This window comes from Actinomadura kijaniata NBRC 14229, assembly GCF_001552175.1.
Lineage (GTDB): Bacteria > Actinomycetota > Actinomycetes > Streptosporangiales > Streptosporangiaceae > Spirillospora > Spirillospora kijaniata.
The window spans coordinates 1-16930 of record NZ_BCQR01000114.1; the positions used below are offsets into that span (position 1 = coordinate 1).

12 protein-coding genes and 1 pseudogene are annotated in these 16930 nt (G+C 74.9%); 5 read left to right on the forward strand and 8 right to left on the reverse strand.

All coding sequences use genetic code 11. From position 1 onward, the window contains the following. From AKI01S_RS31025 to AKI01S_RS31040, 4 genes and pseudogenes are all read right to left on the reverse strand, one after another. A pseudogene (locus AKI01S_RS31025) lies at nt 1-326 on the reverse strand (hypothetical protein); the annotation flags it as partial. Between the two features lie 58 nt (nt 327-384). Beyond that, entirely contained in the window at nt 385-1089 is a 705-nt protein-coding gene (locus AKI01S_RS31030) for a zf-HC2 domain-containing protein (protein WP_067825698.1), read from the reverse strand. After that, the gene (locus tag AKI01S_RS31035) at nt 1086-1703 is read right to left on the reverse strand and encodes a sigma-70 family RNA polymerase sigma factor (RefSeq protein WP_084000411.1); all 618 of its coding nucleotides are present in this window, start codon (nt 1701-1703) and stop codon (nt 1086-1088) included. Before AKI01S_RS31035 ends, AKI01S_RS31030 begins: the two co-directional genes overlap by 4 nt. A gap of 57 nt (nt 1704-1760) precedes the next feature. Next, nucleotides 1761-2438 (reverse strand): COG4315 family predicted lipoprotein, encoded by a 678-nt coding sequence (locus AKI01S_RS31040; RefSeq protein ID WP_067825700.1) that lies wholly within the window; start codon nt 2436-2438, stop codon nt 1761-1763. 196 nt (nt 2439-2634) lie between these two features. Between AKI01S_RS31040 and AKI01S_RS31045 the strand changes: the two genes are divergently transcribed. The 4 genes from AKI01S_RS31045 to AKI01S_RS31060 all read left to right on the forward strand — a co-directional run bounded on the left by AKI01S_RS31045 (nt 2635) and on the right by AKI01S_RS31060 (nt 7405). Further along, nucleotides 2635-3228 (forward strand): hypothetical protein, encoded by a 594-nt coding sequence (locus tag AKI01S_RS31045; protein ID WP_067825702.1) that lies wholly within the window; start codon nt 2635-2637, stop codon nt 3226-3228. A gap of 571 nt (nt 3229-3799) precedes the next feature. Beyond that, nucleotides 3800-4282: a hypothetical protein gene (locus tag AKI01S_RS31050; protein WP_067825749.1), complete on the forward strand. Its 483-nt coding sequence runs from the start codon at nt 3800-3802 to the stop codon at nt 4280-4282. A gap of 66 nt (nt 4283-4348) precedes the next feature. After that, nucleotides 4349-5248 carry a DUF4429 domain-containing protein gene (locus AKI01S_RS31055; protein ID WP_067825704.1) on the forward strand — a complete coding sequence of 300 codons (900 nt, stop codon included), beginning with the start codon at nt 4349-4351 and terminating at the stop codon, nt 5246-5248. A 129-nt stretch (nt 5249-5377) separates the two neighbouring features. Beyond that, nucleotides 5378-7405, forward strand: a complete 2028-nt coding sequence (locus tag AKI01S_RS31060) for a CehA/McbA family metallohydrolase (RefSeq protein WP_067825706.1) — start codon at nt 5378-5380, stop codon at nt 7403-7405. An 81-nt stretch (nt 7406-7486) separates the two neighbouring features. Here the strand turns inward: AKI01S_RS31060 and AKI01S_RS31065 are convergent, their stop codons facing one another. The 4 genes from AKI01S_RS31065 to AKI01S_RS31080 form a co-directional block, all read right to left on the reverse strand. Continuing rightward, the gene (locus tag AKI01S_RS31065) at nt 7487-9955 is read right to left on the reverse strand and encodes a GMC oxidoreductase (protein ID WP_067825708.1); all 2469 of its coding nucleotides are present in this window, start codon (nt 9953-9955) and stop codon (nt 7487-7489) included. Between the two features lie 41 nt (nt 9956-9996). Further along, complete coding sequence (locus AKI01S_RS31070; RefSeq protein WP_067825710.1) at nt 9997-11091, reverse strand: alpha/beta hydrolase; 1095 nt, start codon at nt 11089-11091, stop codon at nt 9997-9999. A gap of 143 nt (nt 11092-11234) precedes the next feature. Beyond that, nucleotides 11235-14162, reverse strand: coding sequence for a helix-turn-helix transcriptional regulator (locus tag AKI01S_RS31075; RefSeq protein ID WP_245681852.1), 2928 nt, complete (start codon nt 14160-14162; stop codon nt 11235-11237). 308 nt (nt 14163-14470) lie between these two features. Further along, nucleotides 14471-15835, reverse strand: coding sequence for a cytochrome P450 (locus tag AKI01S_RS31080; protein WP_067825714.1), 1365 nt, complete (start codon nt 15833-15835; stop codon nt 14471-14473). A 273-nt stretch (nt 15836-16108) separates the two neighbouring features. Here AKI01S_RS31080 and AKI01S_RS31085 point away from each other — a divergent pair, with 273 nt between their 5' ends. Continuing rightward, the gene (locus tag AKI01S_RS31085) at nt 16109-16900 is read left to right on the forward strand and encodes an aldo/keto reductase (protein WP_067825751.1); all 792 of its coding nucleotides are present in this window, start codon (nt 16109-16111) and stop codon (nt 16898-16900) included. Nucleotides 16901-16930 lie beyond the last annotated feature (30 nt).

Genomic DNA, 16930 nt, shown 5'->3' on the forward strand with positions numbered 1-16930 from the left:
GCGGCCAGGGCGTCGGCGGCGCGGCCCGCCGCCGTCCGGGCCTCCGCCGGGCCGATCGCGGCCAGCACCCGCAGGAACGCCTTCGCCCCCGGCGTCGCGGCGGCCCGCAGACTCATGATCAGATCGCCCAGCGCCGCCCGGTACCCCTCGGCGTTCGGCGCGGCCGCCTCCAGCGAGCCGAGCTGCGCCGAGGCCCACACCTCGGCCTGCAACGCCGACGGCAGCGCGGGCAGCGCGCCGGCCGCCCGCACGTACGCCGCGTACACCTCGCGGAGGCCGGGCAGCAGCAGGCGGGGCTCACGGGATGCGGGTCGGGTCGCGCTCACCGCTCCAGGGTAGACGCCGCCCGAACCCGATCCGTACCCGCCGGTAGCGTTCGGTCCCTCACGCCGGAACGGTCAGCAGCGTGCGGTCGTCGCCCAGCGTGCGCACCTCGAACCGGACGATCTGCGACGACGGCAGCGCCGTGCCGCCCTGGAGCACCAGCGCCGGCGGCGTGCCGGGCAGGCCGTAGCCCCGCTCGGGGACCGACCAGCCCGCCACCGTGTGCGCCCGGCCCGACCGGTCCACGGCCACCAGCTCGCACTGCAGGGGGCCGCGCAGGCGGCTGAGCCGCATCCCCACGCGGGTGCCCCACGCCTTCGACTCGGTCGCCACGCGGCCCGTCACGCCCGTGCGCGGGTCCGTCGCCGCGGCCGTCCGGCCGGTGCTCAGCAACTGCTCGGCGCTGCCGTCCGGCGGCGCCGGCGGCTCGGGCTCGGCGAGGTCCAGCGTCGTTCCCAGCCCCAGCGCCCCGCCCAGCAGCACCAGCCCGGCCGCCGCCCCGACCAGCGCCCGCGACCACCGGTCGCGGCGCCGCCGCCGCGCGTGCAGGCTGAGCAGGTCCGCCACCCCGGCCGGGTCGGGCTCGGGGGGCGGGGGAGCGGCCAGCTCCGGCGGCAGCCCGTCCAGCGCCGCAGCGACGCCGCGCAGCTCCGACAGCTCGCGGCGGCACGGCGGGCACCCGGCCAGATGCCCCTCGAACGCCAGCCGGTCGCCCGGCTCCAGCAGGCCCAGCGCGTAGGCGCCGACCTCGACGTGCCCGGTCACGGCGTCACGCCCCTTTCCTCCAGGGCGACGCGCAACGCCCTGAGCGCGTAGTACACCCGGGACTTGACCGTGCCCACGGGGATGCCGAGGGCCGCGGCGGCCTCGTTGACCGAGCGGTCCCGGAAGAAGGTCTCGTTGAGGATCTCGCGGTGCGAGGGGGACAGCGCGAGCAGTGCTTCGGACACCACGACCGAACGCAGCAGGTCCTCCAACCCGTCGGGGGCGCGCAGGTTCTCCAGCGGGCCCTCGCCCGCCTCCTGCGGCCGCGCGTTCTTGCGCCGCTGGTCGTCGATGACGATGCGGCGGGCCACCGTGGCCAGCCACGGCAGCAGCGAGGTCGCGCCCGAGTCCAGCTGGTGGGCGCTGCGCCAGGCGCGGATCATCGTCTCCTGCACGACGTCCTCGGCCCAGTGCCGGTCGCCGCCGGTCAGCCGCAGCACCAGCGACAGCAGCGGACGGCCGTACACGCGGTACAGCTCGGTGATGATCACCTGGTCGTCCACGTCCCCGGCCGGGCGGGGGCCGCGGAACCACGACCACGGGCCGTCGGCCGGGGCGTCGCCGCCCCGGCCGCGTCCGCGGGCGGCCGGGGCGGTGGGGGAACGATGAGCCATCGATGGTCTCCGATGGGTGCGGGTGCGGGTGCGGGGTGGGGTGGACGCGGCCGGGGCTCAGTTCATGCCGGGCATGCCCTGCATGCCCGGCATGCCGCCGTCCGGGGGAGGGCTGCTCGGGGCGCCTCCGTTCGGGGCGCCGCCCTGGCCGTCCTCGGCGCGGGTGCCGGGCGGCGCGGGCTGCACCAGGCGGGCCTTGCCGCCGTTCGGGGCGCTGGCGAACCAGACGCCGCCCTTGCCGTGCCCGGTGGTCTCGGTCGGCGCGGCGTCCCCGGCGTACCGGTACAGCGGCCAGCCGCCCAGGGTGACCTGCCAGGACCCGTCGGGGCGCCGGACCCGTCCGACGCGCTCCCGGTCGATGCCGGTGATCCTCAGCTCCGGCGTCCAGACGGCCGGCGGCCACGTCCGCTCGCACTGGTCCACGCAGGTGGTGGCCGATGGTCTGGGACGGTCACGGTCGAAGCGGTACAGGGTGCGTCCGGAGTTGTCGGCCACGACGCTGCCGAACATGGTGGTCGGCAGCGCGCGCAGCGACGGCGGAACGGCCTGCATGTCCTGCATGTCCGCCATGCCGCCCGCGGCGGCCTGCGCCGGAGGACGGACCGTCCCGCCGGAGCCGCCGCACGCGGTCAGCGCCAGGGCCGCGGCCACGGCGCCCGCGAGAAGGGCGATCGGTCGTGCCGCGCCGTCGCGCCGCGGGAGCCCGGGGGCCACCCTCCAGGGGGACACGGTCATGGCGTTCCTTCCCGGTGAGCTTCGTGTCACGTCGGGAGGCAGTACGCAGGGACCGGGAAAACGGGTTCAAGCACTTACCGATTCGCCACTGATTACTGACCCGGGCCGTCTCAGGGACCGGTCCGCGGCGTCTAAGGGCGGAACGAACACCGCGCCTGTTCTTGGAGGAACGACGGAGACCGAAAGGCGAACCGGAGTGAACGGGGACGAACAGCTCGTCTACCGCCTTCTGCTGGCGGTGGACATCCAGGGCTACAGCAAGCGCAACACCGCCGAGCAGCTGCGGGCGCAGCGGCAGCTGAACGACGCGCTCGACGCGGCGGCCCGGGGCACCGGGCTGGACCGGGCCCGATGGGCCAAGCAGGTCGGCGGTGACGGGGAACTGGCCACCCTTCCCGAGGACGTCGATCCCGCGCCGGTGGCCGGGGACTTCGTCGTCGCGCTGGCGGCGGCGCTGCACGAGGCCAACACCGGGTCGGGCCCCCGGCTGCGGATCCGGCTGGCCCTGCACCACGGCACCATGACCGACGGGCCGTTCGGGCCCGCCGGGGACGCGCCGATCGTCGTCCAGCGGCTGCTGGACGCCGGGCCGCTGCGCCGGCTGCTGGTCGACGACCCCGGCCGCGACGTGGCCTACGTGGTGTCGGACTCGCTGTACGCGGACGTGGTGCGGACCGGGTTCTGCGCGCTGCCGCCGTCGGTGTTCACCCCCGTCAAGGTCACCGCCAAGGGCGCGGTCTTCCAGGGGCACATCCTCACCGGGCCGATCCCGGCCCTGAGCCCGGCCTGACGGGGGACCGGGACCGACCCCGGCGCCCGCCTACCGCCGACGCGGTAGGCGGGTGCCGCCGTTCTACACCGCTCGCGTTAGGGACGAAGCCGCCGTCCATGCGACGCGCCACCCCGGACCCGCCCGGCACCGTCAGGACATGACCACCACCGAGAACCGCACGAGCACCGAACCCCACGCCAACACCGAGCTCCACGCGAGTGGTGAGGCCTCCACGGGCAGCGAAGGCTTCACGGGCGGCGAAGGCTCCAGGGGCGGTGAGGGCTTCACGGGCGGTGAGGGCTTCACGGGGGGTGAGGCCTCCAGAGGCGGCGAAGGCTCCAGGGACGGTGAGGGCTCCAGGGACGGTGAGGGCTCCAGGGACGGTGAGGGCTCCAGGGACGGTGAGGGCTCCAGGGACGGTGAGGGCTCCAGGGACGGTGAGGGCTCCAGGGACGGCGAAGGCTCCAGGGACGGCGAAGCTCCCACGAGTGCCGAGGTCCCCATCAGGGGTGAGGGCTCCGTGAAGGGCGGGGGCTCTGCGAAGGGTGGGGCCCGCGTGCGGCGGGGCGGCACCGGGCAGGGGTGGCGGATGTCGCCTCGGGTGCGCAAGGCGAACCTGGTCCTGCACGTGATCTGCTCGGTCACCTGGCTGGGGCTGGACGTCGGGCTGCTGACCCTCACGCTCACCGGCCTGACCACCGACGACACCACCACGCTGCGCGCCGCCTACGTGGCGATGCGGCTGTTCGGCGACGTGCTGCTGGTCCCGGTCGCCCTGCTGGCGCTGACCACCGGCGTGGTGCTGTCGCTGGGCACCCACTGGGGCCTGACCCGCCATCTGTGGGTGCTGGTCAAGCTGGTGCTGACGCTGGTGGCGGGGACCCTGACGATCTTCTCGCTGCGGCCCGGCCTGCACGAGGCGGCCCGAGCCGCGCTCGGCACCCCCGCCGACCACGGCTCCTGGGACCTGCTGGCCCCGCCCGTGGTGTCGATGACGATGTACGTCACGATGACGGTGCTGTCGTACTACAAGCCCTGGGGCCGCACCCCCTGGGCCCGGCGCGCCCGCTAGCGGGGCCGCCCGAACCGGTCCTCCGGGCGGAGGGGAATCCGCGGTCCACGGCTCTACCATTCGGGCATGGCGGAAATCACCACCCGCGACGGATCCTGGACGTTCGACGGCGAGATCCTGCGGATCGTGCCCGGGCACGACCGGTCGGTGCACAAGCTGCGCAGGGCGATGGGCGAGATCGCCGTCCCGCTGCGGGCGGTGGCGGGCGTCGCGTTCGAACCGGGCCGCAAGGGCGGGCGGTTGCGGTTGCGGCTGCGGCCCGGGGCCGACCCGTTCACCCAGGCGGTCGGCGGCGGGCTGCCGCCCGAGGCCGACCCCTACCGGCTCGCCGTCGGCAGGGACCGCGTCGGGGTGGCCGAGTTCCTGGTGGACGACGTGCGCAACTCCCTGATCGTGTGGGAGGTGCCGGACGGGCCCTGCGACCGCTACCTGATGCCCGGGCCGCCGGTGCCGATCTCGGCGACCGCCGGGGACGGGACGGCGACCTTCGACGGCGCCCGGATCCGCCTGGAGTGGAACTGGATGGCCGAGGAGGCCAAGACCAAGGCCGGACCCCGCGAGTTCGCCCTCGGCGACGTCGCCGGAGTCGAGTGGAGCCGCCAGTCGGGCATGGGCTACGGGTTCCTGCGCTTCCGGCTGCGCGGCGCGTCCGCCCAGCACGCCGCCGAGAACGACCCGAACGGCCTGGCGTGGGGCATCCAGCGCGAGGGCGGGACCACCGCGCTGCTCGCCGCCGCCGTCGTCGCCCGGCTGCCGCACCCGTTCGCGCCCGCCGAGGAGAAGCCCTCGCTGGAGAAGCCCGCCCCCGAGACTCCCGCCCTGGCGGCCGCCGCCGGGGCCGCCGACCCCGACGTGCTGCTGCGCCGCCTGCGCGAACTGGGCGAGCTGCACCGCGACGGCGTCCTCACCGACGAGGAATTCGCCACCGCCAAGACCGCCATGCTGGACCGCTTCCGCACCGGGTGAAAAGGCCGGATAGAGGATTGTTCCTTCCGGTAGGGAAGATCGCCTACCGGCGGTGGCCACGCGCTTTCCCGCCGTGGTGCGCTGTGGCACGTTGAGGGGACCCCGGCCCCCAGCGAGACGGAGACCCCCATGTGCGACGAGCACGACCTGCCGCCCGCCGTCCGGCGGGCCCTGGAGGACTACCGGCGGCTGCTGGCCGAGCACGGGCCGACCTGGGGCGAGGACCCCATCACCTACGTCCGGCAGATCGAGGCCGACGCGTTCGTGCGCGACGAGCACCGGTTCTTCCTCGCGTTCCTGGAGAAGGTCTTCGCGCGGTACCCGGGCGCGTCCGCCGAGGAGATCGAGGAACGCGTCCGCGACATGGACCTCCAGGAGGTGATCCGCGACGCCCTCGCCGGGCAGGAGCTCCCCGACAACCTCGCCGCGCTGCGGATCACCCCGGACGGCGTGCGGCTGGAGGCGCGCACCCAGACCGTGCTGGAGGGGGAGGGGTTCCGCACCACGCTGATGGCCGACTCCGCCCTCGACCGGCCCGCCACCCTGACCGTCGACGGCGCCGCCCGCGAGCTGGCCGCCGGGGGAGCGCTGCTGGTCCCGGTCACCCCCGCCAGCGTCGTCGCGGTGGACGGCCGGACCGTCGGCCTCGGCGGCCTGGTCCGCTCCGCGCCCGCCGCCCGGCTGCGGGTGCGCGCCGGGTTCCCGTGCCGCTGGTCCGTGATCGGGGAGAACGGCCGGGGCTGGTACCCCGAGGGCGCCCAGCCCCGCCGCGACGGCCACCGCGACCCCTACTTCCACGGCGACGACCTGGTGCTGGACGTGCCCGCCGAGCCGCTGACCGTCCGCGTCACCCGCGGCATGGAGTACGACACCGCCGAGGCCGAGGTCGCCCCCGAGCCCGGACGCGAGACCCTCGTCGAGCTCACCCCGCGGCGGCTGTACGACGCCGCCGCGCGCGGCTGGTACGGCGGCGACATGCACGTCCACATGAACTGGACCGGCGACACCGTCGGCACCCCCGCCCAGGCCGCCGCCGCCCAGCACGGCGAGGACCTGCACGTGCTCAACCTGGTCGCGGGCAACGTCGCCTCCGAACGCGTCTACGACCGCGAGGCCCTGGAGCACTGGGCCGGGCGGGACCTGCCCTGGTCCGACGCCACCCACCTCGCGCGCCTCGGCGTCGAGTACCGCAGCGACCTGCTCGGCCACTTCTACGCCTTCGGGATGCACACCCCGCCGACCCGCTACCACACCGGGTTCCTGGGCACCGCGGACTGGCCGCCCAACGCCGAGGCCTGCCGCGAGCTGCACGGGCCGGGCGCGGTGCTCGGCTACAGCCACCCCTTCCACGTCCCGTTCGACGAGGACGCCCCGCCCGCCGCCGCGCTCACCGAGGGCCGCAACTGCAGCGCCCGCGAGATCGTGCCCGGGGCCGCGCTCGGCCTGGTCGACTCCCTCGACGTGCTCAACCACTCCTCGATCCAGGCCACCGCCACGGTGTACCGGCACCTGGTCGGCGCGGGCAACCGGCTCGCCGTCACCGCCGGGACCGACACGATGCTGTCGTTCAACCGCCGCAGCAGCCAGTCCGGCCCGCCCGGCTGGGAACGCGTCTACGCCCGCCTCGACGGCCCCCTCACCGCCGCCGCGTTCGCCGACGCGATCCGCGCGGGCCGCACGTTCGCCACCACCGGCCCCTGGCTGGAGCTGGAGGTGGACGGGCACGGCCCCGGCGACACCCTCGACCGGGCCCCCGGCGACCGCGTCACCGTCACCGCCCGCTGCGTCGGCCCCGAGGTGCGCAGGCTGGAGCTGCGCACCGCCGACGGGGTGGTCGCCGAGGGGCCGCCCGGCGCGCTCACCGCCGAGCTGACTGTGGACGCCCCCACCTACGTCGTCGCCGTCGCCTCCGGGCCCGCGCACCCCCGGACGTTCCACTACTCGGGCGCGTACGCCCACACCAGCCCCGTCTACCTCGACGTCGCCGGACGGCACGTCGCCCGGCCCGCCGACGTGCGCTGGTGCCTGGACTACCTGGACGGGCTGGAGACGATGATCCGCGAGCACGCGCGGCTGGACGGCGAACGCGAGCTCGCCGACCACCTCGACCTGCTCGACGCTGCGCGCGCCGTCTACCGCGCCCGCCTCCCCCGGTAGGGACGCGGAAGAAAGCGGAAGAAAAGGGCGTGGGCCGAGGGCACCCCGCAGTTCCCTCGGCCCACGCGTCCGTGGCGGCCCCTATTCGAGGTCGGGGCCGTAGACCTCCCACAGCTCGCCCGCGAAGAAGCGGCCGAAGTCCAGCAGCGCCGCCACGCCCCGCGGACCGCTGGTGCGGAACGTGGTGAGCTGCCGCGCGAAGTCGGTGAGCTGGATGTGCAGCACCCCCGCGCCGAGCACCTCACCACCGGGCACCTCACCACCGGGCACCTCGCCGTCGGGCCCGTCCTCGGCGACGTGCCCCTCCAGCAGCCGCACGTACAGCGTGGAGGTGTCGGGCCAGATCCGCGTCGGCGGACCGTGCAGCACGTTCTTCTCCCCGGCCAGGGTGCGTTCGCGCCCCTGGTCGTCGGTGAAGAACAGGCGGTATCTCATCCGGCGGCGGTTCTCGTCGCCGGCCGGAGCGAACAGGTTGAACCAGCCCCGCTGGACCGGACGCCGGCCCCCGCAACAGGCGGCGTCGATCCACCCCTCGGCCCGCGCGGTGTGCTCGGGCTCGGCGAGGAACCGCCGCACGTCGTCGGCCGTGATGGTGAGGCGGAACGACAGGGGCTCGCGCCCCTCGGCCAGCTCCCCCGCGCGCGGGTCGGCGATCCCGAGGGCGAGGTGCCCCTTCATCTCCTCGGTGAACGACAGCGACGTCGGGCCGGACCCCTCGGCCGGGGACCGTTCCCCGGTCGCCTCGTGGAGCCCGGGTTCCGACCCGTGCGCCGTGCCGCCCACCGCCCCGTGGTGCGGGCCGGTCCCCGCGACCGGCCCGGCCCCCGCGCCGGCGCCCGCGTCGCCGGCGTTCCCGCCGGCGCTCGCGGACTCCAGCAGTCTCGTGCTCATCCGGTCGGCCATCGCCGCGATGGTCAGGGAGGGGTTCGGGCCCACCGGACCGGGCATCGCCGCCCCGTCGGCGATGTACAGGCCCGGGAACCCGAACACCTCGCCGAAGGCGTCGCAGACGCCCTCGTCCGGATGGTCGCCCATCGGCGCGCCCCCCAGCGGATGGACGGTGATGACGCGCTTGCGGAGCCACATCGGGTTGTCCCGGTACTCCGCGCCCAGCACGTCGGCGATGCCCCGCATGGTGCGGCGCAGCCGTTCGAAGTGCTCCTCGCTGGTCTCGGGGGACCAGTCGACGTTCAGCCGGCCCCCCCGCAGCGACAGCCGCCCGTCGGCGGTGTCGCGGCCCATGCCCAGCAGCGGCAGCGAGCTGACCGTCAGCGCCCCGTCGCCGATCAGCTCGGCCAGCTCCGCCGACAGGTTGGTGTCGGGCGCGTCCTTGAAGAACTCGACGAACCGGCCCCACATGAACTTGACCATGCGTTCCATCTGCGCGGAGAAGTCCAGCGTCGGCTCCACCATCCACTTGGCGAACCCCGGGTAGCCGCCGTCCTGGATGTAGGCGCCGCGGCCCGCGCCGGGAACGCCGTCGAGCGCGTCGGGCAGCCGGATCGCGGTCGTGATCACCGGTCCCTTGGAGGCGTCCAGCGGCCGGACCCGGTTGCGGTCCTTGGCCCTCATCAGGAACGTCAGCAGGTCGCCGTTGCCGCAGAACCGCGTGCCCAGCGCCGGGCTCAGCCCCGGGAACGCCTCCCGCGACCGCAGCAGCAGGAACGTGGTGCCGTAGGTCCCGGCGGCCAGCACCAGCCGCCGGCACGTGATCGTCCGCACCGGGGGACGGCGGTCCTCGCCCGCGGGGTCCCCGGCGGGGTCGCGGGTGGGGTCGTGGACGACGTAGTCGACCTCGTAGCCGCCGCCGTGCCGGGGACGGACCGCCTTCACCTCGTGCGAGGTGCGCAGGTCCGCGCCGTGGAACCGGGCGGCCGACAGGTAGGTGTGGTCCAGGCTGTTCTTGGCGCCCTCGTTGCAGCCGATGTCGCACTCGCCGCACAGCTTGCAGGTGCGGCGCGGCACGCCGTGCAGGTTGCCGTAGGGGGCGTCCACGACCGGCAGGCCCATGCCGGGGGCGACCCCGCGCTCGGGCGCGAAGCTGATCGCCAGCGGCGGCAGCGTCGCGTGCAGCCCCAGCTCGGCGGCGGCGTCGGCCAGCGCGTGCGCCTTGGGCGTGTCGTCGTAGGGCGCCCGGTCCAGCGGGTACGGCGCCGCGCCGATCATCCGCTCGACGGCGTCGTAGTGCGGGTCCAGGTCGCCGCGGGTGACCGGCCAGGACTTGTGGCCGCCGTGCGCGTCCTCGTGCGCGAACCAGCGCTCGTCCTTGCGCAGCAGCACGTTCGCGTAGATCAGCGAACCGCCGCCCAGCCCGGCCGACACCACCGAGTCGCACCCGCCGAACCGCCACACGTCGTACATCCCGTGCAGGCCCGCCTCGGGGTCCCAGAACGCCCGGCCCATGTCGGCGGGGGAGCGGGGGAAGCTGCCGGGCGGGAACGCCCGGCCGCGCTCCAGCAGCACCACCGAACGCCCCGCCTCGGCGAGCCGGTAGGCGGCCACCGAGCCGCCGAAACCCGACCCGACGACGACCGCGTCGACGTGCTCCATACTCTGCTCCTGCTCCGTCCGTGTCGCTCGCGGTGCGGCCGTCAGCCGCCGTGCCGCTTCAGGAAGTCGACGATCTTCGGGAAGACGTCGAGGTGGGCGTTCTTTCCGATCAGCGGGTCCAGGTGCCCGTAGCCGGGCAGCACCGCGAGTTCCTGGCGGCCGGGCCGCCGCTTCTCCAGCAGCCGGAACAGGTGGTTGTTGGAGTCGGTGAAGACCTTGTTGCGCTCGGGCGCCAGCAGCAGCATCGGCGTTCCGACGTCGGCGGCGTTCGCCAGGTAGTCGTCGGGCAGGTCGCGGTGGGCCGGGTTGTCCCGGTCGTACTTCACCGCGCGCCCGGCCTCGACCATCCTGCGGACGTGCCGGTAGTAGTGCAGCCCCGACGCCCCGCAGATGTCGGCGACGCGCTTGTGGGTGACCGGCAGCAGGTTGGCGTGCTCGTACATGGCGGGCTTGCCCGCGCCCCACTGGAAGCTCTGCAGGTGGCACGCCGACACGTCGCACTCGTTGTGGAACAGCGACACCGTCTTGGCGACCATCCAGCCGCGGGTCAGGACCGGCGCCTCCCCGAAGCGCGGGTCGATGTAGGGCAGCCCGACCAGGTACTCCATCGCCGCGGGCCCGAACCGCAGCTTGAGCTTGGAGAAGGCGGGCACCCGCGGCGTGAGCGAGACGCTGTTGCAGGTCAGCGACGTGATGCCGGAGACCTTCCCGGCGAACAGGCTCATCGAGAACGACACCGACCCCAGGCAGTGCGCGATGACGTGGATGCGCCGGCCCCCGAGATGGCGGCGCAGCACGTCGAGCGCGGCGGGGAAGTCGTACAGCGCGATGTCGTCGAGCGTGTACCGGTGCGTCTCGGTGTCGTAGGGGTACCGGCCGCTCATGCGGAAGTCCAGCGCCCACACGTCGGTGAACCCGTTGTCCAGCAGGTGGGAGGCCAGGTTGCGGTGCTCCGGCATCATGAACACGTCGCTGGCGGAGGTGAGGCCGTGGACCAGCAGGACCACGTCGTCGCTCTCGGCGCGCAGGAACCGCGTCAGCTCCAGCCCGAGACCGTCCTCGGTCGCGAACGGGTACACCGACACCTCGGCGTCGCCGACGCCGTCGAGGGTGAACCTCGGGATCATCCGTTCCATGTCCTCGCCTCCGTGTTGCCCCCGCAAGAATGATGCGACCCGGACTGATCCGGGGGCATCGTGGTAAACCCTGACTCGCACCACCGATACCGGTGGGACGCTCCCGGAGCCGCTCGGGTTCTGGGAGAACGCGGGGGAACGGGTCAGTCCCGGCCGGCGCCCGCGCCGCGGTTCATGGCGCTGACCACGCCGACGCGGGAGGTGACGCCGAGCTTGGTGAAGATGTGCGACAGGTGCGTCTCGACGGTGCGGACGCTGACGAACAGCCGCTCGGCGATCTGGGCGTTGGTGCAGCCCTCGGCGACCAGCGCGGCGACCTCCTGCTCGCGCTTGGACAGCCCGCCGGGCCCGGTCGCGCCGCGCCCGCCCTGGCCGGGCACCCGCACCCCCAGCCGCCGCTGCTCGCGGACGGCCTGGCCGTGCAGGGCGCGCGCGCCGCACTCCTCGAACAGCCGCACCGCCCCGCGCAGCTGCTCGCGGGCGGCCCCGCGGTCCCCGGCCTCGGCGTGGGCGAGCCCGGCGCGCAGCCGCGCGCGCCCGGCGTCCACGCGGATCTGCCCGGCCTCCAGCGCCTCGGCCGCCGCGACCGCCCGGTCGGCGGCCAGCGCCGGGTCGGTGAGCTGCAGGGCGTGCGCGCGGGCCAGGTCGGCCAGGGGGTTGATGGCGTCCAGGCCGGGGATCACGAACAGCCGGGCGCGGTCGGCCCACTCGGCGGCGGCGGTGGCGTTGCCGCGCGCGGCCTCGGCGCCCGCCATCACCTCGCAGCACGACAGCAGGGTGTGCGCGTCCAGGACGGGGGCGTCGAAGTCGTTGGTGGCCTCGGCGATGGCGGCGACCGCCTCGTCGGTGCGGCCCAGCCCCAGCAGCGCGACCGCGCGGGCGTAGCGGGCCATCGAGCCCCACCACTCGCCGACGCCGGCGCCGATCCGCACCGCCTCGTCGGCGTGCCGCAGCGCGGTCTCCTCCTCGCCCGACCAGCAGGCCACCAGGCTCTGCTGGGTCAACGCGAAGATCATCTGCTGGCCGGAGTTGAGCAGCCGGGCCTCCTCCACCGCCTCCTCGGCGGCCGCGGCGGCCTCGGCCAGCCGCCCCAGCATCCCGTAGGAACGGGCCAGCCCCGCCATCAGGTTGGTGACCACGTACAGCTGGCCGGTGGAACGGGCCACCGCGACCGCGCGGCGGAACCGGTCGGCGGCGTGCTGGTAGCGGCCGAGGAACGTCTCGGCCCAGCAGCACCAGGCGATGGCGTCCATCCACTCGGCCAGGTGCTCGTCGGGGGCGGCGCCCAGCAGGCGGTCGGCGGCCTCGGCGTAGCGCAGCGCGTCGGCGATCCGCCCGGCGGCCAGGGCGGGCATCGGCCGCATCGCCGCGACCGCGACCTCCAGGCTGGGCTCCCAGTCGTCGCCCGTGTCGGGCATCAGGTCCAGCACCGCCTGCGCGGCGCGGAAGTCCATCCGCATCATGCGCTCGGCGACCAGCCGCATGCGCAGCGGGACGGCGGCGGGCGACCGCGGGTCGGGCATCCGGCGCAGCTCGTCCAGCAGCAGCGCGCGGGCCTCGTTGGGACGGTCGAGCTGGCGTTCCATCAGCGCCGCGAACCGGGCGGCGCGGGCGCGGCGCCCGTAGTCGTCGTCCGGCAGCAGCCGCAGCAGGGCGCGCGCGGTCTCGCGGCCCTCCTTGAGCTGGCCGCCGACCGACTGGACCTGCGCCAGCTCCATCAGCAGCTCCAGCCGCGACGGCAGGCCCTCCCCGGCGGGCGGCTCGGGGGCGTTCTCGGGCATCAGCCGCAGCGCGGCGCTCAGCCAGTGCGCGGCGGTCGCCGGGGCGCGGGTGGAGAACGCCCGGGCCGCCTCCACCAGCGTGGCGACCGCGTCGCGGTCGCCGACCCGGCCCGAGCGCTCCACGTGCCGGGCGCGCAGCGCGGCGGGCGCCCCGATCTGCTTGAGGTACACGGCGATGCGGCCGTGGGCGGCCAGCCGCCACCCGGCCGCCGCCGACCCGTAGGCGGCGTGCCGCACCAGCGGGTGGCGGAACCGGAACCGCTCGGCGGCCGGCCGCACGATGTCGCGCGCGACCAGCTCGTCCAGCGCGGCCAGCGCCACGTCCTCGGGCACCTCGGCCGCCGCGGCCGCCAGCGGGGGAGTGAACTCGTCGGCGGCCACCGCCGCGCCCTGGGCGACCAGCAGCGCGTCCGGCGACAGCCCGCTCAGCTCCAGCTGCAACGCCGCCCGCACCGCGGGCGGGAGGTCGCCCTCCTGCACGCCGCCGGTGAACGGCTGGGCGCTGCGGGCCAGCGCCTCCAGGTAGAACGGGTTGCCGCCGCTGGCCTCGTACAGCTCCCGGCAGCGGGCCCGGCCGACCCGCGGCCCCAGCAACTGGGCGACCTCGTCCTCGGTCAGCGGCCCCACCGGCACCACGTGCCCGCAGCCGCCCTGCGCCGACGCCTGCACCAGCGCCTGCAACCGCGCCGACGCCTGCGCGGGCCGGTAGGCCACCGCGATCAGCACGCGGGCGCGCGGCGGGTGGCGCACCAGATGGTCCAGCAGCTCGATGGTGGCGTCGTCGGCCCAGTGGACGTCGTCGAGCACCAGCACCAGGCCCGACGGCGCGGCCAGCTCCTCCAGCAGGTGCCGCACGGTGCGGTACAGCTGGTAGCGCGCCACCGGCGTGCCGGTGTGCGGCGCGGCCGCCCCCGGGGCGCCCAGCGGGTCGAGCAGCGCCGTCGACAGCGCCGGGAACACCGGGGCCAGCAGGGTGATCGCCGCCGGGCCGAGGTCGGGGAAGTGCTCCTCCAGATGGTCGTCCAGGGCGTCCACGACCGCGCCGAACGGCATCTCCTGCTCGAACTCGGCGGCCCGGCCGTTCAGCGGGACCAGCTTGCGCGCCGCGGCCGCGCCGGTCAGCTCGGTCAGCAGCCGCGACTTGCCCGCGCCGGGCTCGCCGACCAGCGCCACGAACCGGAACGCCCCCTCGGCGGCGACGTCCAGGCACTCCTCCATGCCCCGCAGCACGTCGGCACGGCCGACCAGCGGCATGTTCCCGGGACCGGGGCCCGGCATGTTCACGGGCACCCCGGGGCTCCCCGCCGACTCCTCGTGACGCCGGTCAGCGTGCCGGTCCGCACGACCCTCCATGTCCACATCCCAACAGCGACAGGCGGTCGATACGCCGTGATGATGCTTTCTTGTCGCGATTGTGAAAATCGCGGGGGTCACAATACCGATCCGCCCCCCGCGGCGGGAGACCGACACGCCCTTATTGGACGAAACGGCCATAACCCGGGGCCGCGGGTCGTTTCCTCCGTCAGTCAGGTTCCAGTGCCATCAAGCGCCGTCGGAGGACACATGTCAACAGTGTGCGGACAACCGTGCCGTGTTCGTCATCTTTCTTTTGCCTCGTCCGGGCGTGGCCTTGCCACGACCCGGGTCGAGCGCGCGGGGGCGAGGGTCACGTTCTTCACGCGGGGCCGCTCCGGCTCCGGACGCGCCGGGACGAGATCCACCCGGCGCAGCACCTCGGTGATGACGACGCGCATCTCCAGCGTCGCCAGCTGCGCGCCCGCGCAGTAGCGGTGCCCGCCGCCGAACGGCATCCACGACCGCAGCGCCGCGTCCGCGCCGGGGCCGAGGAACCGTTCCGGCCGGAACTCGCCGGGCGCGGGGAACGCCTCCGGGTCGGACAGCACCAGCGGCATCGACGCCGACAGGTACCACCCGGCCGGGACCTCGTAGCCGCCGATCTTCACCGGGGCGTCCAGCAGGCGCGGCGCGCCCAGCACCACCGGCCGCGCCCGCAGCGCCTCCTTGACCACCGCGTCCAGGTACTCCGACCCCTCGCCCGCCGCGAGCTCGGCGCGCAGCCGCCGCAGCACGCGCGGGGTGCGCACCAGCCGTTCGAACGTCCACGCCAGCGCCGTCGCGGTCGTCTCGTGCCCGGCCTGCAACAGCGTCAGCAGCTCGTCGCGCACCTCCTGGTCGGTCAGCGGCTCGCCCCGGTCGTCGCGCGCGGCCACCAGCTGCGACAGCACGTCGGTGGCGCCGGGCTCCGGCTGCGCCCGGCGCCGCGCGATCTCGTCGTACAGGATCGCGTCGACCGCGTCGCGCAGCCGCGCGAACCGGGTCGTCGGCAGCGCCCGGGCCCGCCGCAGCAGCGGCGACTCCAGGGCCCGGTCGCGCAGCCGGGGCGGCAGCCGCAGCAGCGTGGGCGACCCCCCGACCGACACCAGCTCCGGCAGCAGCGCCCGCAGCGCCGACAGCCGCGCGGCGTCGGAGATGCCGAACACCATCCGCATGATGACCTCGAGGGTGACGCGCTCCACCCGGTCGCGCAGCGCGAACGGCACCCCCACCGGCCAGCCGCCGACCTCGGCGGCGGCGATCGCGGCGATCCGGTCCCGCCACCCGGCCACCGCCCGGCCGTGCAGCGAGGGATTGATCAGCCGCCGGTGCCGCCACCACGGCTCCCGGTCCAGCAGCAGCAGCGACTGCTCGCCGACCAGCGGCCCGACGAACTCCCGCCGGATCGCCCCGGCGCGCGACCCCCCGGCGTCGCCGCCGTCGGTGGCGAACACCTCCCGCGCCAGCTCCGCCGTCGCCACGCACACCTCCGGCGGCAGCCCCGGGAAACGCACCGTGAAGACCGGGCCGAACCGGCGCCGTCCCGCCGCGTAGAACCCCGTGGGGTCGCCGACGAGCCAGGCGACCTGCGCGGCCGGGGGCAGACGGAAGCCGGGGGGAGCGGCCATGGGGACGGGTCTCCTGTTCGACGGCGGGCGCGTTCCGGGCATGGCTCCGCTCCGGACGCCCTCGATCCTGGCCAGGGGCCGCTCCCGCGAACATCGTGGGAAACCCTGACATGGGCTCCGCCGCAGGTGGCGGCGGGGGCGGGGTGGCACGGGTCACGCCGCGGACGGGAAATCCGCGGCGGGACCGGCGCGTTGCCCCAGGGAGGAAAGCTGACAGCGAGCCAGGGAGAGAGTGTGTCGGTACCCGACATCACGCTGAACAACGGAATCACCATGCCGCAGCTGGGCTTCGGCGTCTGGCAGGTGGCCGACGACGAGGCCGAGAAGGCCGTGGGGACCGCCCTGGAGACCGGTTACCGCAGCATCGACACCGCGAAGGTCTACGAGAACGAGGCCGGCACGGGCCGTGCGCTGCGCGCCTCCGGGCTGCCCCGCGAGGAGGTCTTCGTCACCACCAAGCTGTGGAACGCCGACCAGGGATACGACCAGACGCTGCGCGCGTTCGACGCGAGCCTGGACCGGCTCGGCCTGGAGCAGCTGGATCTCTACCTGATCCACTGGCCGATGCCCGACACCGGCAGGTACCTCGACACCTGGAAGGCGTTCGAGAAGATCTACGCCGACGGCCGGGTCCGCGCGATCGGCGTCTCCAACTTCACCGTCGAGACGCTGAAGCGGCTGTTCGACGAGACCGGGGTGGTGCCCGCGGTCAACCAGATCGAGCTGCACCCCTATCTCCAGCAGGCCGAGCTGCGCGCGTTCCACGCCGAGCACGGCATCCGCACCGAGGCCTGGAGCCCGCTCGGCCAGGGCAGGGGACTGCTGGACGACCCGGCGCTGACGCGCGTCGCGCGGGCGCACGGCCGGACCCCGGCGCAGGTCGTGCTGCGCTGGCACCTCCAGCTCGGCAACCTCGTCATCCCCAAGTCGGTGACGCCCTCGCGCATCGCCGAGAACTTCGCGGTCACCGACTTCGCGCTGACCGACGAGGACATGGCGGCGATCGCCGCGCTGGACAAGGGCGAGCGCCTGGGCCCGGACCCGGCGACCTTCCACGTGGCGTGACCGTCGCGGCGTCCGGCCGCCGCGACGGCG

Bases quoted from the DNA above. Each gene is read 5' to 3' on its own strand.
- AKI01S_RS31040 (WP_067825700.1), bottom strand. From the start codon at position 2,438: ATGACCGTGTCCCCCTGGAGGGTGGCCCCCGGGCTCCCGCGGCGCGAC.
- AKI01S_RS31070 (WP_067825710.1), bottom strand. From the start codon at position 11,091: ATGGAACGGATGATCCCGAGGTTCACCCTCGACGGCGTCGGCGACGCC.
- AKI01S_RS31080 (WP_067825714.1), bottom strand. From the start codon at position 15,835: ATGGCCGCTCCCCCCGGCTTCCGTCTGCCCCCGGCCGCGCAGGTCGCC.
- AKI01S_RS31055 (WP_067825704.1), top strand. From the start codon at position 4,349: ATGGCGGAAATCACCACCCGCGACGGATCCTGGACGTTCGACGGCGAG.
- AKI01S_RS31085 (WP_067825751.1), top strand. From the start codon at position 16,109: ATGCCGCAGCTGGGCTTCGGCGTCTGGCAGGTGGCCGACGACGAGGCC.
- AKI01S_RS31050 (WP_067825749.1), top strand. From the start codon at position 3,800: ATGTCGCCTCGGGTGCGCAAGGCGAACCTGGTCCTGCACGTGATCTGC.
- AKI01S_RS31060 (WP_067825706.1), top strand. From the start codon at position 5,378: ATGTGCGACGAGCACGACCTGCCGCCCGCCGTCCGGCGGGCCCTGGAG.
- AKI01S_RS31035 (WP_084000411.1), bottom strand. From the start codon at position 1,703: ATGGCTCATCGTTCCCCCACCGCCCCGGCCGCCCGCGGACGCGGCCGG.
- AKI01S_RS31065 (WP_067825708.1), bottom strand. From the start codon at position 9,955: ATGGAGCACGTCGACGCGGTCGTCGTCGGGTCGGGTTTCGGCGGCTCG.